This is a genomic window from Polynucleobacter sp. es-MAR-4 (assembly GCF_018882055.1).
Lineage (GTDB): Bacteria > Pseudomonadota > Gammaproteobacteria > Burkholderiales > Burkholderiaceae > Polynucleobacter.
The window spans coordinates 311,123-335,626 of sequence record NZ_JACVPF010000002.1 but is presented as its reverse complement, the minus strand read 5'-3'; the positions used below and the strand labels follow the sequence as shown (position 1 = coordinate 335,626).

30 protein-coding genes are annotated in these 24,504 nt (G+C 44.8%); 17 read left to right on the top strand and 13 right to left on the bottom strand.

Annotated features, from left to right (window positions below; genetic code table 11):
• The first annotated feature begins 13 nt into the window (after window positions 1-13).
• Entirely contained in the window at window positions 14-1,273 is a 1,260-nt protein-coding gene (locus ICN16_RS07760; RefSeq protein ID WP_216136307.1) for a glycosyltransferase WbuB, read from the top strand.
• Window positions 1,274-1,339: 66 nt separating this feature from the next.
• Window positions 1,340-2,074 carry a sugar transferase gene (locus tag ICN16_RS07755; RefSeq protein ID WP_216136303.1) on the top strand — a complete coding sequence of 245 codons (735 nt, stop codon included), beginning with the start codon at window positions 1,340-1,342 and terminating at the stop codon, window positions 2,072-2,074.
• 30 nt (window positions 2,075-2,104) lie between these two features.
• Here the strand turns inward: ICN16_RS07755 and ICN16_RS07750 are convergent, their stop codons facing one another.
• The 4 genes from ICN16_RS07750 to ICN16_RS07735 form a co-directional block, all read right to left on the bottom strand.
• Complete coding sequence (locus ICN16_RS07750) at window positions 2,105-3,184, bottom strand: glycosyltransferase (RefSeq protein WP_216136301.1); 1,080 nt, start codon at window positions 3,182-3,184, stop codon at window positions 2,105-2,107.
• Window positions 3,185-3,268: 84 nt separating this feature from the next.
• The gene (locus ICN16_RS07745; RefSeq protein ID WP_216136299.1) at window positions 3,269-4,297 is read right to left on the bottom strand and encodes a calcium:proton antiporter; all 1,029 of its coding nucleotides are present in this window, start codon (window positions 4,295-4,297) and stop codon (window positions 3,269-3,271) included.
• Between the two features lie 238 nt (window positions 4,298-4,535).
• On the bottom strand, window positions 4,536-4,907 hold the full coding sequence (locus ICN16_RS07740) for a hypothetical protein (RefSeq protein ID WP_216136297.1): 372 nt from the start codon (window positions 4,905-4,907) through the stop codon (window positions 4,536-4,538).
• A 33-nt stretch (window positions 4,908-4,940) separates the two neighbouring features.
• Complete coding sequence (locus ICN16_RS07735; RefSeq protein WP_216136295.1) at window positions 4,941-5,168, bottom strand: hypothetical protein; 228 nt, start codon at window positions 5,166-5,168, stop codon at window positions 4,941-4,943.
• A 185-nt stretch (window positions 5,169-5,353) separates the two neighbouring features.
• Here ICN16_RS07735 and ICN16_RS07730 point away from each other — a divergent pair, with 185 nt between their 5' ends.
• The 5 genes from ICN16_RS07730 to ICN16_RS07710 all read left to right on the top strand — a co-directional run bounded on the left by ICN16_RS07730 (window position 5,354) and on the right by ICN16_RS07710 (window position 8,586).
• Window positions 5,354-5,932: an HdeD family acid-resistance protein gene (locus ICN16_RS07730; protein ID WP_216136293.1), complete on the top strand. Its 579-nt coding sequence runs from the start codon at window positions 5,354-5,356 to the stop codon at window positions 5,930-5,932.
• 30 nt (window positions 5,933-5,962) lie between these two features.
• Window positions 5,963-6,142 carry a hypothetical protein gene (locus ICN16_RS07725; RefSeq protein WP_216136290.1) on the top strand — a complete coding sequence of 60 codons (180 nt, stop codon included), beginning with the start codon at window positions 5,963-5,965 and terminating at the stop codon, window positions 6,140-6,142.
• A 12-nt stretch (window positions 6,143-6,154) separates the two neighbouring features.
• On the top strand, window positions 6,155-7,231 hold the full coding sequence (locus ICN16_RS07720) for an acyltransferase (RefSeq protein WP_216136287.1): 1,077 nt from the start codon (window positions 6,155-6,157) through the stop codon (window positions 7,229-7,231).
• A gap of 291 nt (window positions 7,232-7,522) precedes the next feature.
• Window positions 7,523-7,999 (top strand): helix-turn-helix domain-containing protein, encoded by a 477-nt coding sequence (locus tag ICN16_RS07715; RefSeq protein WP_255533697.1) that lies wholly within the window; start codon window positions 7,523-7,525, stop codon window positions 7,997-7,999.
• Window positions 8,000-8,001: 2 nt separating this feature from the next.
• A complete protein-coding gene (locus ICN16_RS07710; RefSeq protein ID WP_216136284.1) occupies window positions 8,002-8,586 on the top strand; it encodes a putative toxin-antitoxin system toxin component, PIN family in 585 nt (194 codons plus the stop codon).
• Between the two features lie 2 nt (window positions 8,587-8,588).
• Here ICN16_RS07710 and yjgA read toward each other — a convergent pair whose 3' ends face one another.
• Complete coding sequence (yjgA, locus tag ICN16_RS07705; RefSeq protein WP_216136282.1) at window positions 8,589-9,116, bottom strand: ribosome biogenesis factor YjgA; 528 nt, start codon at window positions 9,114-9,116, stop codon at window positions 8,589-8,591.
• 112 nt (window positions 9,117-9,228) lie between these two features.
• On the opposite strand from yjgA, the gene ICN16_RS07700 reads away from it, so the two are divergent.
• From ICN16_RS07700 to ICN16_RS07675, 6 genes are all read left to right on the top strand, one after another.
• Window positions 9,229-10,872 (top strand): GMC family oxidoreductase, encoded by a 1,644-nt coding sequence (locus ICN16_RS07700; protein WP_216136280.1) that lies wholly within the window; start codon window positions 9,229-9,231, stop codon window positions 10,870-10,872.
• A gap of 37 nt (window positions 10,873-10,909) precedes the next feature.
• Window positions 10,910-11,794, top strand: coding sequence for an EamA family transporter (locus tag ICN16_RS07695; RefSeq protein WP_216136876.1), 885 nt, complete (start codon window positions 10,910-10,912; stop codon window positions 11,792-11,794).
• A 145-nt stretch (window positions 11,795-11,939) separates the two neighbouring features.
• Window positions 11,940-13,124: an ABC transporter substrate-binding protein gene (locus ICN16_RS07690; RefSeq protein ID WP_216136278.1), complete on the top strand. Its 1,185-nt coding sequence runs from the start codon at window positions 11,940-11,942 to the stop codon at window positions 13,122-13,124.
• A 141-nt stretch (window positions 13,125-13,265) separates the two neighbouring features.
• The gene (locus tag ICN16_RS07685) at window positions 13,266-14,144 is read left to right on the top strand and encodes a branched-chain amino acid ABC transporter permease (RefSeq protein WP_216136276.1); all 879 of its coding nucleotides are present in this window, start codon (window positions 13,266-13,268) and stop codon (window positions 14,142-14,144) included.
• The gene (locus ICN16_RS07680) at window positions 14,144-16,072 is read left to right on the top strand and encodes an ATP-binding cassette domain-containing protein (protein ID WP_216136274.1); all 1,929 of its coding nucleotides are present in this window, start codon (window positions 14,144-14,146) and stop codon (window positions 16,070-16,072) included. The genes ICN16_RS07685 and ICN16_RS07680 overlap by 1 nt, the downstream gene beginning before the upstream one ends.
• A gap of 31 nt (window positions 16,073-16,103) precedes the next feature.
• Window positions 16,104-16,832, top strand: a complete 729-nt coding sequence (locus ICN16_RS07675) for an ABC transporter ATP-binding protein (RefSeq protein WP_216136270.1) — start codon at window positions 16,104-16,106, stop codon at window positions 16,830-16,832.
• A gap of 79 nt (window positions 16,833-16,911) precedes the next feature.
• On the opposite strand, the gene ICN16_RS07670 is transcribed toward ICN16_RS07675, so the two are convergent.
• Both ICN16_RS07670 and ICN16_RS07665 read right to left on the bottom strand, forming a co-directional pair.
• A complete protein-coding gene (locus tag ICN16_RS07670) occupies window positions 16,912-17,409 on the bottom strand; it encodes a hypothetical protein (protein WP_216136268.1) in 498 nt (165 codons plus the stop codon).
• Window positions 17,410-17,468: 59 nt separating this feature from the next.
• Window positions 17,469-18,293, bottom strand: a complete 825-nt coding sequence (locus tag ICN16_RS07665; RefSeq protein WP_216136266.1) for a sulfite exporter TauE/SafE family protein — start codon at window positions 18,291-18,293, stop codon at window positions 17,469-17,471.
• Window positions 18,294-18,359: 66 nt separating this feature from the next.
• On the opposite strand from ICN16_RS07665, the gene ICN16_RS07660 reads away from it, so the two are divergent.
• The 3 genes from ICN16_RS07660 to ICN16_RS07650 are packed head-to-tail and all read left to right on the top strand — an operon-like array spanning window position 18,360 to window position 19,816.
• Window positions 18,360-19,232 carry an MBL fold metallo-hydrolase gene (locus tag ICN16_RS07660; RefSeq protein WP_216136264.1) on the top strand — a complete coding sequence of 291 codons (873 nt, stop codon included), beginning with the start codon at window positions 18,360-18,362 and terminating at the stop codon, window positions 19,230-19,232.
• A gap of 19 nt (window positions 19,233-19,251) precedes the next feature.
• Window positions 19,252-19,563 carry a metalloregulator ArsR/SmtB family transcription factor gene (locus tag ICN16_RS07655; protein WP_216136873.1) on the top strand — a complete coding sequence of 104 codons (312 nt, stop codon included), beginning with the start codon at window positions 19,252-19,254 and terminating at the stop codon, window positions 19,561-19,563.
• A 40-nt stretch (window positions 19,564-19,603) separates the two neighbouring features.
• Window positions 19,604-19,816 (top strand): DUF2892 domain-containing protein, encoded by a 213-nt coding sequence (locus tag ICN16_RS07650; RefSeq protein ID WP_216136262.1) that lies wholly within the window; start codon window positions 19,604-19,606, stop codon window positions 19,814-19,816.
• A gap of 60 nt (window positions 19,817-19,876) precedes the next feature.
• Here ICN16_RS07650 and ICN16_RS07645 read toward each other — a convergent pair whose 3' ends face one another.
• From ICN16_RS07645 to ICN16_RS07625, 5 genes are all read right to left on the bottom strand, one after another.
• Window positions 19,877-20,302 (bottom strand): hypothetical protein, encoded by a 426-nt coding sequence (locus ICN16_RS07645; RefSeq protein WP_216136260.1) that lies wholly within the window; start codon window positions 20,300-20,302, stop codon window positions 19,877-19,879.
• Window positions 20,299-21,126: an FAD:protein FMN transferase gene (locus tag ICN16_RS07640; RefSeq protein WP_216136258.1), complete on the bottom strand. Its 828-nt coding sequence runs from the start codon at window positions 21,124-21,126 to the stop codon at window positions 20,299-20,301. The genes ICN16_RS07645 and ICN16_RS07640 overlap by 4 nt, the downstream gene beginning before the upstream one ends.
• Complete coding sequence (locus ICN16_RS07635; RefSeq protein WP_216136255.1) at window positions 21,123-21,677, bottom strand: FMN-binding protein; 555 nt, start codon at window positions 21,675-21,677, stop codon at window positions 21,123-21,125. Before ICN16_RS07635 ends, ICN16_RS07640 begins: the two co-directional genes overlap by 4 nt.
• 68 nt (window positions 21,678-21,745) lie before the next feature.
• Window positions 21,746-21,904 (bottom strand): hypothetical protein, encoded by a 159-nt coding sequence (locus ICN16_RS07630; protein ID WP_216136253.1) that lies wholly within the window; start codon window positions 21,902-21,904, stop codon window positions 21,746-21,748.
• A 56-nt stretch (window positions 21,905-21,960) separates the two neighbouring features.
• Window positions 21,961-22,875 (bottom strand): DUF6662 family protein, encoded by a 915-nt coding sequence (locus ICN16_RS07625; protein ID WP_216136250.1) that lies wholly within the window; start codon window positions 22,873-22,875, stop codon window positions 21,961-21,963.
• Between the two features lie 135 nt (window positions 22,876-23,010).
• On the opposite strand from ICN16_RS07625, the gene ICN16_RS07620 reads away from it, so the two are divergent.
• A complete protein-coding gene (locus tag ICN16_RS07620) occupies window positions 23,011-23,250 on the top strand; it encodes a DUF3820 family protein (protein ID WP_216136247.1) in 240 nt (79 codons plus the stop codon).
• A gap of 4 nt (window positions 23,251-23,254) precedes the next feature.
• On the opposite strand, the gene ICN16_RS07615 is transcribed toward ICN16_RS07620, so the two are convergent.
• Window positions 23,255-24,274 (bottom strand): DNA/RNA non-specific endonuclease, encoded by a 1,020-nt coding sequence (locus ICN16_RS07615; RefSeq protein WP_216136244.1) that lies wholly within the window; start codon window positions 24,272-24,274, stop codon window positions 23,255-23,257.
• Window positions 24,275-24,504: the final 230 nt, after the last annotated feature.

Genomic DNA, 24,504 nt, shown 5'->3' with positions numbered 1-24,504 from the left:
AATATTTTTATAAATGAAAATAGTTATTCAATCTATTAATTTTCATCCTGAGCTTACTGGGATTGGTAAGTATGCTGGCGAAATGGCTCGCTGGCTTACGTCAAAGGGTCACGAAGTTCGCGTAATTACTGCCCCCCCTTATTATCCAAAATGGAAAATAAGCCCGGGGTATAAAAAATATTTCTGGAGTAGTGAGGTATGGTGCGGCGTTAAAGTTTACCGCTGTCCAGTTTGGGTTCCATTAAAGCCAAATGGGCTTACAAGAATATTCCATCTAGCTAGTTTTTCTCTTAGCAGTCTTCCAATTATGTTGTGGCAAATATTTTGGCGTTCAAATATCATTTTTACTATTGAACCACCATTATTTGCAGCACCAGCTGCGCTGGTGGCCTCTCGCATCAGTGGTGCTAGATCTATATTACATATTCAAGACTTTGAGGTTGATGCAGCATTTGATTTGGGATTGTTAAAGGGTGTACGACTTAAAAAATTAGTTCTCGGCATTGAGAAATTTATATTAAGACGATTTGATTTAGTCTGCACAATTTCTGGTCGAATGGTGGAAAGGGTTATCAGTAAAGGCTTAGTTGCTGAGAATATTTTTTTATTTCCAAACTGGGTAGATGCTCGGACTGAATTTAAAACTTCTCATCAGGATTATGTAATCAAGGCTACACCAGAATTTTCTTATCGAAAACACTTAAATCTTCCTCCAGACGGAGTTATAGCCATGTATTCAGGAAACATGGGTGCAAAGCAGGGGCTTGAAATATTGGGCCAGGTTGCTAGAAAATTTCAGTACGCCGATGAAAATTTACCTTTAGTACATTTTGTTTTTTGCGGTGATGGCATTGGTCGCGAAAAGTTGATTGAGCAATGCAAGGGTTTAAATTTTGTTCATTTTCTAGATTTGCAGCCAGCAGAAAATTTAGCTTGTTTCTTAGCGATGGCTGATATTCATCTACTGCCTCAGCGTGCTGATGCCTCTGATTTGGTAATGCCCAGTAAGTTAACGGGGATGATGGCAAGTGCAAGACCTATACTAGCTAGCGCACACAATGGAACTGAGTTAGCCAATGTAGTTCAGTGTTGCGGGTTGGTTGTTCCACCAGAGAATCCCCAATCTTTCTACGATGCCTTGTTGAGTTTGATTTCTGACAAGGATTTAAGGAATAGACTTGGGGTATCGGGATTTAAATATGCTATCAATAATTTAGATCGGGATCGTATATTACTAAGCTTTGAATCGAAGCTAAAGACGATTATTTCATAATACAGATCATTCCCTTTATTGCCCTGAAGTTATTTTAAATTAACATGAATAGAATTAATTTGATAAATGAGTAAGTTAACTGGAAATATTGCTGAACCATCGGAAGCTTTTCCATATAAACCTCCAACAGAAGAAATTCTTCTTAAATATCCACATTTATTTGAGCTAAGTGATCCACTCCCGACCCGTTTTTTTAAAGTTTTTTTTGATAAATTGGTAGCGCTATTTTTATTGCTAGCATCATTACCAATCTTTTTGATTCTTAAGCTTGCATTTGTAATTGAGGGTTGGATATTTCCCGAGAATAAAGGCCCAATGTTTTTTTACTACAACGGGGTCAGTGCAGGAAAGATAATTCCAAAATATAAAATTCGCTTGATTAAAGAAAAGTATATCGATCCAGAGGGAGCAAAGTGCCATGATTGGATCGCCTACTCAGCCGAGTGGACCCCCGACAGCCGTACTTATGTTGGACAATTCGTTAAAAAATTTTATTTGGATGAGTTACCACAATTTTGGAGTGTGCTAAAGGGCGACATGAGTATCGTGGGACCTAGACCATTATCCGTTCTTCATTATGAGCGCGATCGGTCACAAGGAAATGTAACGAGATTTTTACTTCGCGGTGGCCTCTTAGGGTTGGGGCATATCAATAAGGGCACATCTGAAATGGGTAACCCGGTTTATGAATATGAATACGTAGACCAATATCTTAAGAGATCTTCTTTTAGCTTGCTTTGCCTGGATCTTTGGGTGATTTGGAAAGGTATTTTAGTAATCGCTAAAGGCGGCGGTCATTGATTTTTTGATGCCTAATTTCATAGACATTTTTTAGATGCGCAGCCAATTTGGCGTTTTGAAAGTCACCATTTTTTTGTATAGCCACATGTAAGAAATTGTAAATAATATAAAGAATCCAATCAATGTCTGGGTTGATTGCCAAAATAATATCGCTGGAATTGTTGCAAGACTGCTCAGTATCCATAAATATGGTGATGTTCTTGAGTTAGCATTAAACCAATCCAATTCGGTATTGATGCGTGTTCTATTCAGAATACGTCTAAAAATGAGTGAGTGAAAATGAATTCCATCTGGGTGGCCCGGACTTTTTCCTTGATGAAATTTTCTGCGGTATATAGTGAATAAGGTTTCCATGATTGGGTATGCATTGACCATTAATGCAAACCATGGAGAAATTTCTGGATGACGACTTACCAATAGCACGCTTAGTATCGCTACCCAAAATCCAATCAGATAGGCGCCACCATCCCCCAAGAATATGAGCCCTCTAGGATAGTTAAGCACAAAGAATCCCAGAATTGCGCTGGCCATAGCAAAGCTCAAGAAGATAATGGTTGTATCCCCAAACTTGATGCCCATATATCCGAGTGCTAATAAGGTGATGATGCCCACCATGCTAGACAGCCCGTTAAACCCATCAATGATGTTGTAAGCATTAGCAAGCCCGGTGACGGCAAAGATAGTAAAAATCATTGCGATGACTGGCACGGTGAGCGCCAAATCAATACCAGGAATATCTAGCCTAGTGATTAGTGCATTCAAAAAGAGGGAGGCAAGCAACGCGCCAAAGGCAGTAAAAATAAGGCGAATGCGAACACTAACTTTTTTGGTGAGATCTTCTGTTAAACCAATGCCGAAAGCAGGCAGCGCACAAAACAATGTTAGGAATTTTTCATAACCTTGGGGGGTGATTTGATGGTTAATGGCAATGGATGCAAAAATACCTAAACCAATTGCTAAACCACCGATTCGGGGAACAGTTTTAGTATGAAATTTTTGTGGCCCATCAAAATCCTTGTCGCCGCTGATTGCCCCATGTAGTTTTTGGGTGCGAATAATGAGTATCGTGGAGATAAAAGAGGTAAAAAAGGCGAGCAATAAACTGATCATGATTTGATTATAAATAGTAATACTGTTTTCATTGTCAGTATTTCATGGCTTTAACGCTCCTTATTGAATCACTTGTGCGCCTCTTTAGGGCACCAAACTCAAGAAAAGATACTCAAAGAAAATAATCAAATGCACCACACCCTGCAGCAGGGTGGTTCTTCCAATGGCCAGTGTGAGTGCGCCAATAAAGAATGACAAGTACATTAGTGTCATATTTAAGCTGCTAATGCCAAGACTGATTGGTAAATCAAAGAAGATCGCAAATGCAGCTACCGTGGGAATAGTTAAGCCAATACTGGCTAGAGCTGATCCCAGTGCTAAATTTAGACTGCTTTGTAATCGATTGGCTCTAGCTGCTCGGATTGCTGCATATCCCTCAGGCATTAGAACCAGCATTGCAATGGCAATACCCACTACTGTTTTAGGTGCACCAACTGCTTTAACACCCGCCTCAATTGATGGGTTGAGTGCTTCAGCTAAGCCGACCACTATCGCAAGAGAAAGCAGCAGCAGAAAGACGCTGACACCAGTCTTGAGATTGCTGGGCTTGTCTGCATGAGCATCGCTATCAGTTTTTTGATCCTGGGCTTTTGGCAGGTAGTAGTCGCGATGACTCACTGTTTGAAAGAATATAAATGCGCCGTACAAAGCAAAAGAGGCGATACCCGCAAATGCAAGTTGACTCTTCGTGAAGTCTGGCCCTGGAGTGCTGATAGTGACTATGGGCATCACCAGAATAAAAGTTGCTAATGCTGTGAGGACTGCTAGCGCAGAATTTGTCCCCTCGTTGCGGAAAGTCATTTCATGATGCTTAAAGCCGCCCATAAAAATACACATACCAATGACGCCATTAACCACAATCATGACCGTAGCAAAGACGGCGTCACGAGCGATAAATTGTGAGCCTTCATGGCCAGCAAACATCATGGCAATAATGAGTGACACCTCAATAATGGTGACGCTGATAGCGAGCACTAAGGTGCCATATGGCTCACCGGTCTTATGGGCAATGACCTCTGCATGATGGACTGCAGATAAGACCGCCCCAATTAATGCGACAGCCATTAAGGTGATAAACCAAGTCTGGCTAAGTAAGGGGGCTAAAGATTGCATAAGTGAGGAATTCTTTTTGAATGGGGTGGCAATGACTGCTGAATATGGAGTGCTAGTGAGTCACTTACTTTACAGGGCTATTTTAAGGCGATTTGACTAGGGATTATTTAAAGTGGCTTGTTTTTGGCCCCATGAGGTCCTATATGAAAGATAGATTCTGGTTCATCATAGCGCCCGCCTCAAATGAATAAAGCCCCAATTAACTGGGGCTTTATTCATTTTTTAGCTTGGAAAATAGCTAGAAGCTAAATTCTCGATAGTGCCTATAGAGGTTAGCAATAGAAGCAAATCCTAAAACAACAATCAGCACAGCGAACAAGTAATCAATAGTGAGGTAGGTAAAGACTCCCGACTGTATTGCAACAGCTGCTGCAATAAAGGCGGTAATAGCACCAAAGACCACTAATTTGAAGTTCGGGATAAAGGCGCCCAGAGTGATTGCCACAAATAACAAAATGAGATCTGAAACTAATTGATCGGCAGTTTGAAAGATGCTGTTTGTGAACTCGGGGTTAGTTAGCTTACCCAATACTGCAAGCACCAGGATGCTAGCGAGCACTGCAAAATTCAGCTTGGCTTTATTGAAAATCGATTTGAGTTGATCGTTCATGCTTTGGCTTGAAGGGAATGAGATTGGTTCGGATTAGTAATTTGGGCTGCCGCTAAATACCAGGCTGATGCCAATCCACAAAAGGATAAAAGCAACCAGAATAGTGAAGCCAATTTTCTTCAGGAAATATTCCAGGCTATCCATGTAGGCCTCGTCATTACGACCAAAATACTGATCAAAGCGCTTCCATACCAAGCGGCCTACAACGAGGGGTAGCAACATGGCAACAATGCCAAGAACAACAGTTAGCGTGGTATCCATCTCAACTCAATACTTTCTTATGCTTGCGGCCAGTCGCCTGACCATATAAAAGAAGTAAGAATACCCGTTTTTCTTGGACAACTATTGGGCTTTAGGTGTTGTTTAGCCTGATTTATGCTCTAAAACCCTGAGATAATAGGGGTAATAGAGTTTTTCATAACCAATTCTTCTTCGAAAGCCTGCAAATGACTGATTTATCCATGACTCAAGTGAAAGAAATCCGTGCTGCCGTATTGGGCGCCGCTGCTAAAGTGCCTGGCGCTCTCATTGGTATGGGAGTGTTATTTATTGCGTTGGGAATGATTGGTATCGCTGGCCAAACACTATTTTCATTTGTGACAATTAATGTGCTGGGCGCATTCTTAATCTTTGGTGGTGCTGTGCAGTTTGCCCATGCGCTGAAGTCATCTGGCTGGAAGAGTGTCGGAATTCAGATGGTGTTGGCTGTTTTGTATATCGCTGCTGGCATCTACACTTGGGCCTTCCCAATCCCGGCTCTAGAGGCAATCACCTTATGGCTCGCCGCCATCTTTTTTGTGACCGGTTTCTTACGCTTGATCTCTGCATTTCAGCACCGTCATTTCCGTGAATGGTTCTGGTTGGTATTGTCATCTGCGATTTCTATCTTGATGGGCGTGCTCATCATGAACGGTTATCCAGAAAGCAGCTTGTGGTTGCCGGGCTTGTTAATTGCAATCGAATTGCTCTTGCAAGGTTGGTCATTATTGTTCTTGGGTCTAGCAGCACGCTCATTGACTAAGTAATCCTGAGATCTATTTAGGAATTTCATCACCATGACCATGAAAAAAACGGATCTCTACAAAAACCTGGCCCTGACGACCGCTCAGCGTTTGAAGAATTCCAAGAAAATACCCAAACCTGGGGCAGCTGAGAGTGTGGCTAAGACCAAAAAAGAGCTGGCTAGCAGTAATCCCATGCTTGCCTCTTTGATGGGTAAATCTAAATCTAAATAGTCACAACTCCTTTTGAAGCAAACTTCATCACTATTGTTGATAGACCTGCTGAAGGTCTTCGCTGCTTTAACCATCATCCTGCATCACCTGTCTAGTTATGGCCAAATAGCGATAGATGCGCGCTCAGTATTGCCGGGAGTAATGACTTTCTTGTTTGAGTACGGTCGATATGCCGTGCAAATCTTTTTGGTGATGGCGGGATACTTGGCAGCTCAGTCACTCACGCGATTTGCTAATGCAAAATTCAGTAGCCAGAATTTGCTGCGAGTCATTATCAATCGCTATCTTCGCCTGTTTGCACCTTATATTGCTGCTTTAGTTTTTACTATTCTCTGCGCTTGGATTGCACGCCATTGGGTGAATGATGAATTTGTTGGTGAGCAAGAGACGCTGAGCCAATTTCTAGCTCATCTCTTTTTTCTGCAGGGCATCCTAGGTCTTGATTCAATTTCAGCTGGCGCTTGGTACGTAGCGATAGATTGGCAACTATATTCAGTATTGGCAATACTACTATTTACCTTCTCCTCGTATCAAGCCTTGATTTGGCTGATCAGCATCGTTGCGGTGAGTTCTTTGTTGTACTTCAATCGCTCTGCCCAGTATGAGGCTTACTTCATCTACTTTATTGGCTCTTATGGTTTAGGCGTATTAGCTTATCTTGCCAAGAACTTTTCAGACAAGAAGATTCAAGGCTTAGCCAAGTTTGCGCTGATTGCTATCGGGGTGCTCATTGCGGTTTCCACATTGCAGCAAGTGTGGTTGCGTAACTTCTTAGCTTGGTTTGTAGCCTTACTATTGTTTGTATGGGGCAATACGACCTATCCTGATATCGGGCTCGCAGCGTCTAGATTGAAGGCATCAATATTGCGCGCAATTGCTTGGGCCAGCCCCCGCTCATACTGCGCCTTCTTAATTCACTTTGCCTTTATCTTGCTAGCGAATACGCTCTACATTGCCACTGGGATGCACGCTCATGAGAGTGGGTTGATTGCAATCAGTCTCATGCTGGGAGTTGTGGTGTGTAGCACGATTGCTGCTAGCTACATGTATCACTGGGTAGAGCTTCCTTCGACGAAGTTAAAAATTTAGAAGATTATTTTTTATATTTACCGGTTGAAAACCATTCAATATTTAGGTGAATTTCTTGATCTTCAAAAGGCGCATAATTCACGCACAACTCACCCAATAACCACTCGTTAGAACCGATTGCTTTTTGGGCGACAGACCACCTTCGGGTGGTTTTGTCTTTTGAGAAATGGATGGTTCGTGTAACCCTATCGTCATTACAGATATTTCAGTTATTTCTTTTATTTCACTTAATGGTTTAAAATAGCGCTACGTGTTAGCTGTATTAAATAAGTTCTGGGTGACGAGGTGCAAATGACAGTTTTAGATAAAAGCGTTGAAGAGCCAGTTTTGAGTGAGAGGGAATCGGTATTGGTCCGCTCAGCTCAGCGTTGCATTATGGCTGCCCTCGATCATTCAAGAGCGGGAAAAATTGCACTCTTATCGGATGCAAAAGCTGTCATAGATAAAGACACGCCAGTACTCGAGCTTCCACCAAAGGTATTGCGTTTTATTGCCAAAACCTTAGGTGCTATGGCTGAGGGTAAAACAATTTTGTTGATGCCTAAAGACCACGAGCTAACAACAGTGCAAGCAGCGCATTTATTGCAGGTCTCAAGACCATTCTTATCGAAGTTACTTAAAGAGGGAAAGATCCCTTTTCGTATGGTTGGCTCTCATCGAAGGGTGAGTCATGAAGATTTAATGGCTTACAAAGACAAAATGCGAGAAGCTCAAGAGCTTGCCATGCAGGACCTAACCAATCAATCCCAAGAGTTGGGTATTGAGTAAGAATGGCAGGGTCATCAAGATATATCGCCGTGCTCGATGCTTGCGTGATGTACCCAATTACAGTTACTAACGTTCTGGCCCAGCTGGCAGTTGATGGTTTGTACACTGCTAAATGGACTAGGCGAATAGATGTGGAGTGGGTAGGCGCCCTTCTGAAAAACTATCAAAACTTTTCTCAAGAGCAAGCATCCAGAAGATTGGATGCCTTGCACGCTGCGATTCCCGACTGGGAAATTGAAGAAGAACGCTATCTAGATTTAATAGAGATATTGGATCTACCTGACCCAAAGGATCGCCACGTTTTGGCCGCTGCAATAGCGGGGCATGCAGACTGCATTGTTACGTTTAATACAAAAGATTTTCCGTTTTTAGAAATGGAAAAGAGGGGGATAGAGGTTTTGCATCCAGATGATTTTATTTCTTTACAACTCACTCTGGAACCGGTTCTGGCGCTAACATCTATAAAACATATACGCGCGAGATTTAAAAATCCACCTAAGACGGCGCAAGAATTTATAGCGTTATTAGAACGAGTTGGTTTAGTAGGTTTTGCTGATAAGTTAAAAGACGCGGTAGAGTTAATCTAATTTTAAATACCCATATCTTTTAAGACGCGAAAGATTTCTCGATAAGCCTTAGGAGGTTTATTACTTTCTTTTTCTTTGCGGGCGTTACGGATGAGGGTGCGCATGTTCTGAATATCCATATCGGGATATTGCTCAATCATCTTGGTAAAGGTTTCATCATTCGCAATTAAGCGATCACGGTAAGACTCTAAATGGTGGAGCTTTGCAGTCTCTGCTTTGCTAACACCCTGAATTGCATCCAAACGCTTTTGAATAGCATCAAGCTCTTCTTCATCCAAGAAACGCATGAGTTTGCCAAGGTATTGCTTGTGTCGACGAATTGCCTCAAAACTCTTAATCTTGTTCGTTTCTGCAATAGCAGCCTTAATAGCCTCATCCAGGGGAATAGTCTTTAAAGCATCACTACTCAATGCTGCCAGAACCTCGGCCAGCTTTTGGCGCTCAGTCATCTGACGCTTTAGCTCGGATTTGCTTGGCCCCTCATCCAAATCTTCTTTCTTGGGGGTGCGGTTCTTTTCATTGACGTGCATGTGGCTATTTTAGACGGGTATTTGCTGTTTCTAGCTTAATTACCTAATTTCTTACTATCAGAAGATTTGGTAAATAATAGAGTTTAAAAATAGACATCTATAAATTAGAGACATGAGCACAACAAGTCATCCAAACACCTACGACTACATCATCATCGGCGCTGGTAGTGCTGGCTGCATGTTGGCCAAGCGTTTGACCGAGAATCCCGCTAAACGCGTACTCCTGATTGAGGCCGGCAAAAACGATAATTACATCTGGATACATGTGCCAGTGGGTTACTTGTATTGCATTGATAACCCAAGGGCCGATTGGCGTTTTAAGACTGCTGCAGAAAAAGGCTTAAATGGTCGCTCATTGCTGTATCCGCGTGGCAGGGTATTGGGCGGGTGCTCTTCAATTAACGGCATGATTTATATGCGCGGTCAGGTTGGTGACTACGACTCCTGGGTAGCCGCAACTGGCGATGACTCCTGGTCATGGCAAAACGCATTACGTCGCTATAAATCCTTTGAGGACTATCACGGTGATGCAAACCAATGGCATAGCAAGGGTGGCGAATGGACTGTGTCTAAGCAACGTTTGCGTTGGCCCATCATGGATATCTTTAGGGAGGCCGCAGTACAAGCTGGCATTCCTGCATCAGATGACTTTAACCAAGGCGATAACTTCGGAGTAGGTTACTTTGATGTGAGTCAGCGCAAAGGTTGGCGCCTTAATACCTCCAAAGCATTTTTGCGTGATGCTGCCAAGCGATCCAACCTCACTGTAGTTACTGAGGCCATGGTAAATAAATTATTAATTGATGATGTGACTAAAAATTGCTACGGCGTTCAATACAGCAAAGATGGCAAAACAGTTGATGTGCATTTAAGTAATAACAATGCCGGCACTCATGGCGAAGTTATTTTGAGTGCAGGCGCTATTGGTAGTGTGCAGGTCTTGGAGCGCTCAGGCATTGGTTCGGCCTCGCATTTAAATAAGCTAGGCATCCCCGTTATTGCCGATTTACCAGGCGTGGGCGAGAACTTGCAAGACCATTTGCAATTGCGCATGATTTATAAGGTCAATGGTATTAAGACTCTTAATACCAAGGCAAACTCTTTGCTGGGTAAGCTATTCATTGGCATGGAGTATGTATTTAAACGCTCTGGCCCGATGTCGATGGCCCCATCGCAATTAGGTGCTTTTGCCTATAGTTCGCCTGATCAAAAGTCTGCCAATGTGGAATATCACGTGCAACCGCTATCGCTAGAAAAGTTTGGCGAAGATTTACATTCTTTTAATGCGATTACAGCCAGCGTTTGTAATTTACGTCCTACATCCCGCGGTAGTGTGCACATCAACTCGATCGATCCAGAGGCGCCGCCAGTGATTGCGCCAAATTATTTATCGACCGATGAAGATCGCAAAGTAGCTGCTGACTCATTGCGTCTCACGCGCAAGATCGTGGAGAGTCCTGCACTCAAGCCCTACAGCCCTGATGAGTACAAGCCAGGTAAGCAATTTCAAACTGATGAAGAGCTTATTAAAGCCGCTGGCGATATTGGCACTACGATCTTTCATCCGGTGGGTACCTGCAAGATGGGGCGCGATGATGACCCAATGGCAGTGCTCGATTCTCAATTGCGCGTGAGAGGTGTTCATCATCTGCGCGTAGTAGATGCATCTGCAATGCCAACGATTACCTCTGGTAACACTGCAGCTCCCACCATGATGATTGCGCAACGCGCCGCTGAATTGCTCACCAGTGAGTAGATTGGAAAGTTCTCAAGGTGGTGAGTTGCACCAGCAGTTGCCAGCAAGTCATTTGCTGCTAGCCCTGGGAATTGTGGCGGTATGGGGTACGAACTTTGTCGTCATCAAAAATAGTCTGTCATCCTTTCCGCCGTTTTACTTTGCGGCATTGCGCTACATCTTCGTTTTATTGCCCTTGGTGTTTTTTATGCCTAAGCCAAAGGTAGCTTGGGGCAATCTCTGTATTTACGGATTAGCTACCGGAGTGGGGCAATTCGGCGTCATGTACTACGCTGTGAATAGTCAGATTTCTCCGGGGCTAGCCTCATTGGTAGTTCAGACCCAAGTATTTTTTACGATTGGCTTTGCCATGCTATTTGCCAAAGAGGGTCTCAAGCGCTATCAGGCAGTCGCAGTCGGCATTGCTTTGCTTGGCCTTGTAATTATTGCGCTGCACACAGACTCCACGACCACTTTCTTGGGTTTAGCACTCGTGGTCTTTGCGGGCCTCTCCTGGGGGATTGCCAATACAGTGAGTCGCCAGGCGGGCTCAATCAATATGTTGTCTTACGTGGTGTGGGCCAGCGCATTCTCCATTCCGCCATTAGCGCTGATTGCGTTGATCTTTGAGGGTGGTACTGCCCATTTATGGCAGGTGACCCTAGCCGCTCCTCTGGGGGCGTGGGTTGGCGTCCTGTGGCAGTCTTGGGCGAATACCTTATTTGGCTATGCCGCATGGGGCTGGTTGCTGTCAAAACATCCCGCCGCGCTGGTAGCGCCAGCACCTTTACTGGTGCCCATCTTTGGAATGGGGGCATCCGCCTACTTTTTGGGCGAGGCTTTACCACCCTGGAAAGTCGAGGCTGCCAGCTTGGTGATTGCCGGCCTCATCATCAATCTCTTCTGGCCCAGCCTACAAGCTCAAGTTCGTAAGTTTTTTTAAAACGACTTATATCTTTCAGGGCTAATGTAAAACCCTAATACAAAGCTCTTTTTTTGCCCCTACATTGACTGTAAGATGATTGTTCGTTTCAAGTCGTACCTAAAAAAGAATTTATTTAATTAGCATTTTTAGTCATGGAGACTTTATGAATATTCGTCATCACATTTTTGCTGTAGCTGCTGCGGCAATGTTAACAACTGGCGCTTACGCTGCCGATATCAAATTAGGTGTTTCAGGCCCGTTCACTGGCGGCTCTGCCTCTATGGGTGTGAGTATGCGTGATGGTGTGCGCTTAGCTGCAAAAGAAATCAATGCTGCTGGTGGTATCAACGGCAACAAAATTGTTTTGGTTGAGCGCGATGACGAAGCTAAAAACGAGCGCGGTGTACAAATCGCTCAAGAATTGATTAACAACGAAAAAGTGGTTGCTACTCTCGGTTATATCAACACTGGTGTTGCCTTGGCTTCACAGCGCTTCTATCAAGATGCGAAGATTCCAGTAATGAACAACGTTGCTACTGGTTCAATCTTGACTAAGCAATTCCCTAACGCACCTGAAAACTATGTTTTCCGTAATGCTGCCCCTGACAATATCCAAGCACCATTGATTGCTAAAGAAGCGGTTGAGAAGCGTGGCTTGAAGAAGGTGGCAATCTTGGCTGACTCTACAAACTACGGTCAGTTGGGTCGTGAAGACTTAGAGAAGGCATTGAAGGGCTATGGCGTAACACCAGTGGCAGTTGAGAAATTCAACATTGGTGACGTTGATATGACTTCACAATTGCTCAAAGCAAAAAATGCTGGTGCTGATGTGATTTTGACTTACGCAATTGGACCTGAGTTGGCACAAATTGCTAACGGTATGGCGAAGTTGGGTTGGAAGAAGCCAATGATCGGTTCATGGACATTGTCTATGGCTAGCTTCATTGATACAGCTGGTAAGAATGGTAACGGCGCAACAATGCCACAAACTTACATTCAAACTCCATCTACAACTGCTAAGCGTAAAGCTTTCCAAGCAGCTTACTTGGCCGAGTTCAAGCCTAAGAACAACAACATTGCATCTCCAGTTTCTGCAGCACAAGGATATGACTCTGTTTACCTCTTGGCCGCAGCGATCAAGCAAGCAAACAGCACAGAGGGACCAAAGATTGTTGCAGCATTGCAAGATCTGAAGACTCCAGTTGATGGTGTTGTGATTACTTACAACAAGCCATTCTCAGCAACTGATCACGACGCTATCAAGATGAAAGACGTAGTGATGGGCGTAGTTGAAAATGGTCGCGTTGAGTTCTTGAATGCTGAGGACGCAACTCCGAAGAAGAAGTAATTCAGAGTTACTAGCAGGCAAGCTTTTATCTTTATTGCACTGCAACATTAGAAAAACAAAACGCCGCCCAAAAAGCGGCGTTTTGCTTACAATGTCGGATTCGTTAATAAAACTGTTTTAAGTATCTTTTAGGCCAAAAAAATGGACATGCTTGCACAAATCCTCTCAAGCGGTATCGCGGTGGGGATGATCTATGCGGTAATCGCTTTCGGTTTCCAGCTAACTTTTGCCACATCAGGCACTTTGAACTTCGGTCAAGGTGAAGCGCTGATGTTGGGTGCTCTAGTAGGTTTAACCTGCGTAGACACTTTCGGTATGAACTATTGGGTCATGATCCCCGTAGTTTGCTTATTTGGAATGTTGCAGGGTGGCTTTGTTGAGCTCATCGGTGTGCGTCCAGCTATCAAGATTAAATCTGAGTTTGGTTGGATTATGTCCACTATCGCACTCGGTATTATTTTCAAGAACGTCGCTGAAAATATCTGGGGTCGTGATGCATTGCCATTCCCATCACCATTGCCAATGGAGCCAATGGAATTCCTTGGAGCAAATATTTTGCCGATGGAAATTTTGGTAGTAGTTGGTGCTTTAGTAATGATGATGTTGGTAGAGTTTTTTAACCGTAAAACAATTTACGGCAAAGCGGTGGTTGCAACTGCAAACGATCGCGATGCAGCAGGCTTAATGGGTATCAACACTAGCGTGGTAATTACCTTCTCTTATGCGCTATCTTCTTTGACTGCAGCGTTTGCTGGTGTATTGATTGCGCCTCTCACTTTGACTGGTGCAAGTATGGGCGGAGCCTTGGGCTTAAAGGCTTTTGCGGTAGCGATTATTGGCGGCCTCTCAAGCGGTATGGGAATCATTGTGGGTGGTTTGATTCTGGGTATCGTTGAGACTGCAACCGGTTTCTATATTTCTACTGGCTATAAAGATGTGCCAGGTTTGATCTTGCTCTTGCTAGTGCTTGCATACAAACCATCCGGCCTCTTTGGTAAATCTGCAATTAAGAAAGTTTAATGATGAAGAAGTCCCTAATACCTCTATTAATTGCGATCGCGGCACTCTTTACCCTGCCGTTATTTATTCACAACCCTTATTACATTCACTTAGTTGAAACCATTCTGATCTACACCATTTTGTTATTTGGTTTGGATATTGTGGTGGGTTATGTGGGTCAGGTTTCTTTAGGTCACGCAGCACTATTTGGTATCGGTTCATATACTGCTGGTGTGCTGTACTTCCACTTTGGTTGGACTATTTGGGGAACACTACCTGCGTCTATCGTCGTGACTTCCATCTTTGGTGGCATCTTGGCATTGCCTGCGTTAAAGGTAATCGGACCTTATTTGGCGATGGTGACCTTGGCTTTCGGAACCATTGCTCAGATTCTCATTAACGAGATGACTTGGTTGACTGAAGGCCCATTGGGCATCAAGATTCCTAAGCCTGACTTAATGGGCGTGCCGATGACCAAGGCAGAGTACTTCTGGATGGTTGGCATTATCTTGATTATCTCCATGATCATCGTGGATCGTTTTGTGAAATCACAAATTGGCCGCGCTTTCGAAGCTTTGCGCGATAGTCCAATTGCTTGTGACTGTATGGGTGTCTCCGTATATCGCTTTAAAGTGATCGCGTTTGTGATTAGCGCTGGCTTTGCTGGTTTGGCTGGTTGCTTATATGCTTATTCAGAGCAATATATTTCACCAAACACTTATAACAACGAACTCGCTGTGTTGTTCTTGCTGGGCATCATCATGGGTGGTCGTAAGTCACGCCTTGGTGCAGTGATTGGTGCAGCCATCATTGTGTTGTTGCCAAAGCTTTTGGATGACATTAACTTATTCCGTATTGTTGCTTCGATCATTGCAGTCGTTGTAGTAATTGGTGCGGCAATGGCGCTATCCAAGAAGGTCACAACAGTAAGACGTGTAGCCGTTCCTATCGCTGGTGTTGTTGGTCTGGCAGGATTCTCATTCTGGCTCAATACGATTTCTGACTGGCGCCTTAGTATTTTCGGCTTCATGATTTTGTTGGTGGTGTACTACTTGCAAAACGGTATTGTTGGTTTTGCGAAGAGCTTCTACCAATCGATTCTTGGTAAGGCAAAAACCACTCGTGGTGGTGATATTGAGGTGGTTGATGATTCCATCAGCTTTATTAGCAAAGTCAGCGATCAAAATACCGGCGCTGAGCTCTTGAAGGTTGACTCTGTATTGATGCAGTTCGGTGGCTTGAAGGCATTGAACAATGTTGATCTGAGCATCAAGCGCGGTACGATTCATGGTTTGATCGGTCCTAACGGCTCTGGTAAGAGCACCATGATGAACGTGTTGACTGGTATTTATGTGCCTACCGCCGGTAACGTTCTCTATGCTGGCGAGAGCGTTGTTGGTAAGACGTCATCTGACATTGCTTTGTCAGGTATTGCACGTACCTTCCAAAACGTTCAGCTCTTCGGTGAAATGACAGCGATCCAAAATATTTTGGTTGGCTTGCACCACACCTTTAAATCGAACATGGTGGAGATTGCCTTAAATCTGCCACGTTACAAGAAAGAAGAGGCTGAAGCCCATGCTCGCGCAATGGCTCTCTTGAAGTTTGTTGGCTTAGATGACCTGGCAAATGAAGAGGCACGTAACTTGCCATACGGTAAGCAGCGCCTCCTGGAAATCGCCCGTGCCTTGGCATTGGATCCAGAGTTGCTCTTGTTGGATGAGCCGGCTGCTGGTTTGACAGCGCCTGATATTAAAGAGCTCTTGCGCATTATTCGTAAGATCCGCGATAGCGGTATTACATTCATCCTGATTGAACATCACATGGACGTGGTGATGTCAGTTTGCGATACCGTTTCTGTATTGGACTTCGGTCAGAAGATTGCAGAAGGTAAACCAGCTGAAGTTCAGGCAGACGAGAAGGTGATTCATGCCTACTTGGGTACTTAATCACTAGAACTATATTGAATCGGTAAATACCATGTTATCTATTAAGAATCTTGAAGCAGGCTACGGCAAAGTAAAAGTTCTGCACGGCATCAACATTGATGTTCCTAAGGGGCAAGTGATTACTTTGATCGGCTCAAACGGCGCTGGTAAAACAACTACCATGCGTGCTATTACTGGCATGATCAAGCCTACAGCGGGTGAAGTAACCTTGGGTGGCGAAAAAATTGATGGTTACGACTCTCATAAAATCGCCCGTTTAGGTTTAGCTCACAGCCCAGAAGGCCGTCGTGTCTTTACGACGATGTCAGTCAATGACAACCTTTTGTTAGGTGCATTCCCACGCTTTACAGGTAGCCGTCCAAAAGGCGATATTAAGAGCGATCTTGAGCGAGCTCTAGAAATGTTCCCTCGCTTAAAAGAGCGTCGCAACCAATTGGCCGGAACATTGTCAGGTGGTGAGCAGCAGATGTTAGCGATGGCTCGTGCCGTGATGTTGAATCCAGAGATCATTCTCTTGGATGAACCATCAATGGGTCTTGCACCAATTTTGGTTGAGGAAGTATTTAAGATTATTTCTAATCTCAAATCTCAAGGTGTAACGATGTTATTGGTTGAGCAGTTTGCTGCTGCAGCCCTCAACGTTGCTGATTACGGTTACGTGCTTGAGAACGGTAAGATCGCAACTCATGGCCCAGCGGATAAATTGATGCATGATCCAGCTGTAAAAGCAGCTTATTTAGGTGGAGCTGGTGGTCACTAAGATCTAGCAGCGCCCTGTATTTAAAAAGCCCTCGAAAGAGGGCTTTTTCTATTGAGTTGGAATAAATCTAGTCGGGTATCTAGCCCTTTAGTAGTGAGATTGCCTCACGAATGAGTAGGGCGCGATATCCCATATAAAAAGCGACGCCTACAAAGCCAATTAGAAATAGCTTGGGCACTAGGGCGCCATCAGCTACTAACTCTGAGTTGAGGAGCCCAAGGGCAACTGCCAAAAAGAAGAGGGCACCAAAGCCTAGAACAATCCAATTCTCATGCTTACTGACTTGCTGAGTCTGATTGGCATAAGCAAGCACCTGAAAGCCATTGCCCTTTTGATAGCCGGAGACTGTTATCGCATCGCCATTACTTACTACCATCGGCGTTGAGAATTTGGCTTCAATCGCGCGATCACCTAAATTGAATTGAGAGATAAAAAAGCGTTGGTAAGAAACGGATGAGTGATCGTGAGTAGGTTTTTCTGGGTTCACGTATTCCAAGCGCTCATTATTGAGATTGCTCACGGTTCCAGAAATGGCGCTCACCGAGCTGGTTAAAAAAGAACTGGGTTTTAGAGACATGAGTAGAGCTCCCAATAGTGCGAGAGAAAGAACCAAAAGAAGGGATGTGAGAGGGCGTTTCACGAATTCAAAATGAGAACGCCTTTAATTAGTAGGCTGATAGCAACTGCTAATGTAAAGATCGAGAAAATGAGCTGAGTATGCGGGCCACTTAATTTTTTACCTAATAGCATCCCAAGTAATAGTCCGCCCAATGCAGCAAGTGCGAATGGTGCAGCAACTGCAATATTTAAACCGCCACTGGCTGCCGAGAAAATTGCTCCACCGCCAGTAATGATAGCTAGTACCCCAAGCGAAGTGGCCACAATAGATTTGACTGGTAAGTCGGTATAGCGCTTGAGGGCTGGCACGATGATGAATCCGCCACCAACACCCAGTAATCCCGATAAAAACCCAGCCAGACTGCCAGCGAACATGAGGGCGCGCGCACAGGGTAGGGTCCATTGGAGTTTTCCAATAGCGGGGTTGATAAGACATGGAGGGGGTTTTCGGCTTTCTTCAGGAACGCCGTTGATCTGATTGCGAGCCTGGGTCAACAAGCGAATAGCAACATACAAGAGGATTAAGCTAAATACGATCTGCAAGGGCGCATTCGGAATCTGCGGTGCGATCCATAGTCCTAAGGGTGATAGCGCCAAGCCAAAGATCGCCATAAAACCTGCTGCCTTGTAGCGCAAAATCTTGTTCCTGAGGCCTAGGATGGCCCCAACGCTAGAAGCAAGGGCAACAGCACACAGTGCAATTGGGGCTGCTTCTGCAATCGGTAGTCCTAGAAAGAAGACCAGCAGGGGCACTGACAAAATCCCACCCCCGGCACCAGTGAGGCCCATAAGGACGCCCACTAGGATGCCTAGTGCTGGGCTGATGAGGGTTGAGTAGTCCATTGCAATTTATTTTAGATTAATATAGTATATAAATATATATTATATTTATTCAACTGAGAGAATATCTTGACTACAAAGCACACCCCTCTGATTAAAGACTTTTTTGATCCAGAAACCTGGACCTTCACCTATGTAGTCTATGAGGGTGATGGTAGCCCCTGCGTGATCATTGACTCTGTGCTGAACTATGACCCTAAATCAGGCAGAACTAGCACTAAATCAGCTGATGAGGTCATTGCCTTCGTTGCAGCTCATCAACTCAAGGTAAGTTGGATATTGGAAACCCACGCCCATGCAGATCATTTAACTGCTGCCCCTTACCTGCAAAGCCACTTGGGTGGCAAATTAGTGATTGGGGATCACATCACTAATGTCCAAACCGTATTTAAAGGCGTCTTCAATCTGGGCGATAGCTTTAAGGCAGATGGTGGGCAATTTGATCAACTGCTGAAAGAGGGTGAGTCACTTACCTTCGGAAATCTTTCCTTAAAAGCGCTCTTTGTGCCCGGCCATACTCCTGCTTGCATGGCTTATGAAATCGGCGATGTAATTTTTGTAGGTGATACCTTATTCATGCCGGATGTTGGCACAGCGCGCTGTGATTTTCCGGGTGGTGATGCGAAGACGCTCTATCGTTCGATTCAGAAGATCTTGTCTTACCCTGGTCAGACCAAGCTCTATATGTGCCATGACTATCCACCCAATGGCCGTCCTGCGAATTGCATGACTACGGTTGCTGATGAGAAGGCAAACAATATTCATGTGCATGATGGCGTGACTGAAGAGCAGTTTGTGCAGATGCGGACTGCACGAGACAAAACTTTGGAGATGCCAGTGCTGATCCTGCCGTCGATCCAGGTCAATATACGTGCTGGACACTTTCCTGAGCCAGATGCCAATGGCGTCGCATATTTAAAAATCCCATTAAACGCACTCTGATCAAGGAATGATGATGAATATGCCCATTACTAAGGCAGAGTTAAAGAAGATGCAATCATCGGCAGATGATGCTTGCAAACTGATGAAGGTCTTATCTAATCGGGATCGCATGATGCTCTTATGCGAAATTGGTCAGGCTGAAAAATGTGTGGGTGAGCTAGAGGCCGCGCTAGATTTACATCAACCAACTCTTTCACAGCAGCTCACGGTATTGCGTAAGGAGAAGCTTGTTAAAACACGTAGAGAAGGTAAGCAAATTTACTATTCCCTATCAAGTCAGGTGGCTGTATCCGTGATGAGTTTGCTATACAAGCATTACTGCAAAAAATAGCAGCAAGGAATTATTTAATCGTTTTTAAAGGGAGTTCAATATGAAATGTAACGTCGGTGGTATCGATCGTATTTTAAGAATCTCAGTAGGTATTGTGCTGGTTGCGCTTGCAGCCAACGGTATCGTAGGCTGGTGGGGCTGGCTTGGACTGATTCCTTTGGCAACTGGTATTTTCCGTTTCTGCCCAGCGTACCCATTATTGGGAATCAATTCTTGTGGAACATCTTGCGGCAAAGACTCTTGCTGTAAGTAAATCTTCTTTAGTTTGATGAAGGCGTATTGAGAAACACCGCTCAATGCGCCTTAATTGCATTTAGGGCGCCAACTTTTTGGCATAAATGCCATGCAGCAGAAAAATAGCGAAGAATGCGAGACCAACTAGCCAATGTGTAGTGATGACATTCTCTCGAATTTCTTCAGGACCGTAGTACAACAAAGCGCCTGATATCAATAAAGTAGCTAAAAAAACCAATTGGCTTAATCCGCTATACAGCTTTCTCTTAGACTTTAGGCCTGCCTTTAGGTGAAAAGGTAAGACTGAGCCCAATGCCAGCGTGGCTATCATCGCGGCAATGCCATGCCACATTAAAACGGAATGAGCCCCTAATATGGCGCGTTCAATATGAAACTCATGGCCAAGTAAATAGGCTGAGCCGGTAAGGGAGCAGCTCAACATGCCAATGAGGACAAAATTTCTTTGCCAGGCTGGCATCTTGCCAAGGCGACTGGTATTTTTCATGAGATGGGTGGGTTGGGAATTCTGATTGCTTGTGCAGAAAAATGACTTAAGCAGGGGTGCTGGGTATCTCCAGTAACGCTGACTAGCTTGGTTAATGCATCTGCGTAGACGCACTCATCAGCAATCACTGAGTAAGACTCTAAAAATTCAACATGATCTTGATTAATTGGGTTAACCATATAACTTTTTGCATCAGCGTCGCGCTTTGAAAAGTAGAGGCTGCTAGTCGCAATCGCACCCGCCCTCATGCTGCCAATCTGAATAAGTTCGTGGGGATTTGAAGGGCTGCGTATTTGAATGTCCTGAGCGAGATCCCCAAAAATGCGCATGTCACCCCCAGCATTAACGGATCCCGAATGAATGCCGTGATCAACTAAGACCTCTACTGCCTTATCTACTGCATAGCCTTTGGCAATGCCACCAAGATCAAGGCAGAGCGGGAGCTTGGATTGAACCAAGTTGGGCTCAATAAATCGGAGATCTTCAATGCCACCAAATGAGTGATTGCCTAAGCTGAAACACTTTGGAAGTAGACCTACCTCTACTAGTAGATGACCAACTCCGCAATTAAATATGCCTTGAGACTCAATCTGAATTTCTTGGGCAATAGTCAGCACTTTAGCCGTCCAGGAGTGAATGCGAATCGGCTCTAAATAAGACCTAGCATTGATTTGTGAAAGCTCACTGTCGGGGTTATGAAATCCCATCAGGGACTGAACCTGCTCAATGGCTGTGAATGCCATCTCTATTGCATGGAGTGAGTGCTTTCTATCTTCAGCTGAAATTTCAACAAAGGTACCTAAGAGGGGTTTGCAGCGAATCATTTTGCTTTGAGAGCTTCAGATTGTTTTTTGAGTGCAATGTCATACAACACTGCAACTCGCTTGACGCCATCGGTGAGATGTTTGCAGGAAAGGGTGGCGCCACCAATATTCTGTATATCTTGGTTCAGCTTAATAGGGTCTGCTGCCGTTTTGCCTACGAACTGCTTGCGCCACTGCACTTCAGCCACCTCATAGCCATAGGATTCGACATAGTCCAATATCTCAATTCCAGTGACTGTGCCAGATGGGCTGAGAGCCACCGCATATGTAATCATTTCATGCTTACCAACCACCTCATCTACGATGAACCAGCTGCCGTCAGATGCTTTCCAAATGCGATCACCTTGAAAGGGGTGACGAATGCTCGACGCAGAGCGCATTTTGTCCTGCAGCTCTTCTGTGATGATGATGGGATTTTTGATCAAAGCTTTGTTGGGGATGAGTATTTTTTGCGCCTGCTCAACAGATACATATATCTTCGCTTGTGCAACGATTGGTAGCGTTACTGCAGCTAGACCAACAATCAATAAGGGGTTGGGTTTCCAAAGCATATTGTTAATTTTGTGTTTGTGTTTGTGTTTTTGTTTGAGTGTGAGGGGCGTTTGAATAGGCCAATGTATTAGCTAGTGAGTAGTGCATTCGCTTCAAGGCAGAGATTGTCCAACTCTGCATTGCTTTCGTTTAACTGAGAGAGGGCATCAAACATCATTAAAGCCCGCTCTCTTGCAGTTGCACAGTGGGTAGACTGAAACTGAACTAGATGTATGAGTGCTGCCATTAATAAATTTTGCTTTTCCATAATTACCTTTAACTTAACGATTGAAGAGATTGGATTTAGTTCAGCGGGAAACCGACTTTGACAATGAATTCATTGACGGAGTGACTATCCCAAACGCGTGCATTGGAACACTCCGCCTCACCACCACCCATACAGGTTCCACCCTTCAGCTGATAGCGCCATGCACCAGTGACCCACCAATCTTTTGCGGCGTAGTGCATATTGGGTCCAACAAAGGTTGCGCGCTGCACTTGATTGCGTAAATTTAATTCTGAGTAGTCGTTATGGAAGCGTGCCTCGACACCGGCGGACCATTTGGGCGCAAATCGATAACTGGCGCCGACAAGGAAGTCGAGCATGGATTCGGGGACATTCCCATTCTCAATAAACTTCAAACGTTCATTGGCCACTACTACGTTACCTGCCAAGACCAGGCGGTCATCAATGAAATTGGATTGCAGTAGTAGGCGAGCCTCAATTTCATCTTTATTTCTCCCCCATGTTGGTTCCAGATAGAGTCCGACACCAACTGGAGATGTGACTGGATTAGTCAGTCGATAGATGGCCTCTAAAGATCCGCCTTCAATCCCGCTTTTTCTATATGCAGTAGCAGGGTCATGTCCCGAGGGGACTCCATAACCACCCGTACAAGTTGGGCTATCACCACAAGCTTCCGGGTTGGTGTAATTCTGATTTGCGCTGGTGTAGTAGGAGTTGATGTAGCCAGCAATTTGTAAATTATTGGTAAGCCCATATTCCAATTCAGTTCTAGCGGTCCAGGCATCGTAGGTGCCGGCTGCCTGCTGTTTATTGAGTTGTAAGCGCTGTTCAAATTCGACCTTTCCTTTAGGCTGAAGGTCGAGGGTGTAAATCCATCCAAATGCTCCTTCACCCGCATTGGCGAAAGAGAAGTGCAAGGCGGTGGCTAACAGGATGGTGAAGGCAATCAGTCGTTTGATGGTGAGTTTCATGGTGATGGGGGGCTGGTTAATAAAGGTAAATGAGAATGATTCGCAATATACAGTAAATGAGAATGATTCTCAATAGATAAATTGCCCCTATTAGATCTAGTGTTGAGGTTTGCCGAGCTTGTAAGATCCATACCTATGGATTCAGAAGCCCTCGTAAAGCTGGTAACAATAAAAATGCCTTTTGGTAAGCATGCTGGGCGTTCACTTGCGGACTTGCCAGGCAATTACTTGGCGTGGTTTGCTCGCGAAGGTTTTCCCAAGGGCGAGCTTGGTCAGCTACTAGAGTTGATGCACACCCTAGATCACAATGGATTACGAGGTTTGTTGGCGCCCATTCAGCGGGCCCATGGAATTACTCCCCGCACTCGGGGGTAGTAATTTATTTGGTGCGCACTATCGCAATGACGCGATTGCGTTCATAACTCACGCTGGGTGAGTCTGGCGGACTGCTTTGAGAGAGTGTGACCTGCAATGTACTTTTCGATCCAATCTCTTGAGCTAGGTTTTGGGCTAACTTCAGGTTGCGGTCGTATTGCAGTTCTATGCTGGCAACTCTTCCGGCCTTGATATTGGAAATGATTGCCGCCACCTTATCGGGTGAGTATTCATCAAAAAAGACTGGGTACCAAGCGCCGACCCGCTGTCTGGGTTCTGATGCGCCCTTTTCAGCTGGCTTGCCAGTTGCACTATTAGTCGCCTCTATCGGTAAATGAAAGTCGATTCCCGTCTTTTGAATCAGCTCGGCATACGAGATGGGTGCACTCATTTGCGCATCATTGGTGTTCTCAACCCAGTAAGCCCAAGCCAATTTTTTATTAGGGTCATAGACCAGCTTATACAAATGACTCGGAATGGTGACCTTGCTTTTGCCAATACTGCCGGCGTGACCAACTGACCCAGTAAAGACGTAGACATCACCTTGTGCGCGCTTGATATACATTCTCGTGGGTTCCTCAACCCGTTTTGACCAGATTCCCTGATTGTTTTGCCGGGCTTGCGGCATCATATTTGCCAAAGAGAAGGATTGCGCCATTCCCCGGTCTTGCGTCATGTCGCCTGCTGGTACGTTATGCCCGCGATCATAGCCGCTGCCACGATAGTCTGCCAGTAGGGCGCGTTCACTCAAGGGCAGTCTAGCTTCCTCATAAAACTGATTGGTGCGACGCGGGCGAGATGTCTGAAACTGCTCGCTATTTAATCTTTCTACCGTGTAGACCGGCTTTTTATCTAAAGGGGAGTAGTAGATCGCAAAATCATCAAAGCAAAGATCTCGCCCCACCTGGCTAGTACTGGGGATTTGCTGAGCTGGAAATAGATCCCTGCATTGATCAAAGAGGGCGGAGGCGCTCAGGGGAAGCCAAAGGGCGCTAATTAAGAGGAGTTTGGCTAGCGATCGCATTGCATCTCAGTGTAATGAGTGGCGAAACTAATGACTAAGATTTGGAACTTTTTAAGTTGATAAGTTAGCCCTAGGGCTAGTGTGTACACCACTTGAAAAGTTTTTTAGGAGCGGATTTGTGGGGTAGTGGGTTGTAAAAAAACGCTGGAGTGTCTGATGGTAGTGAGGGGCTGCAGAACACTACCGGTAGAAAATCCAAGCCATTGGAATACTAGATGTATGGGTCGGAC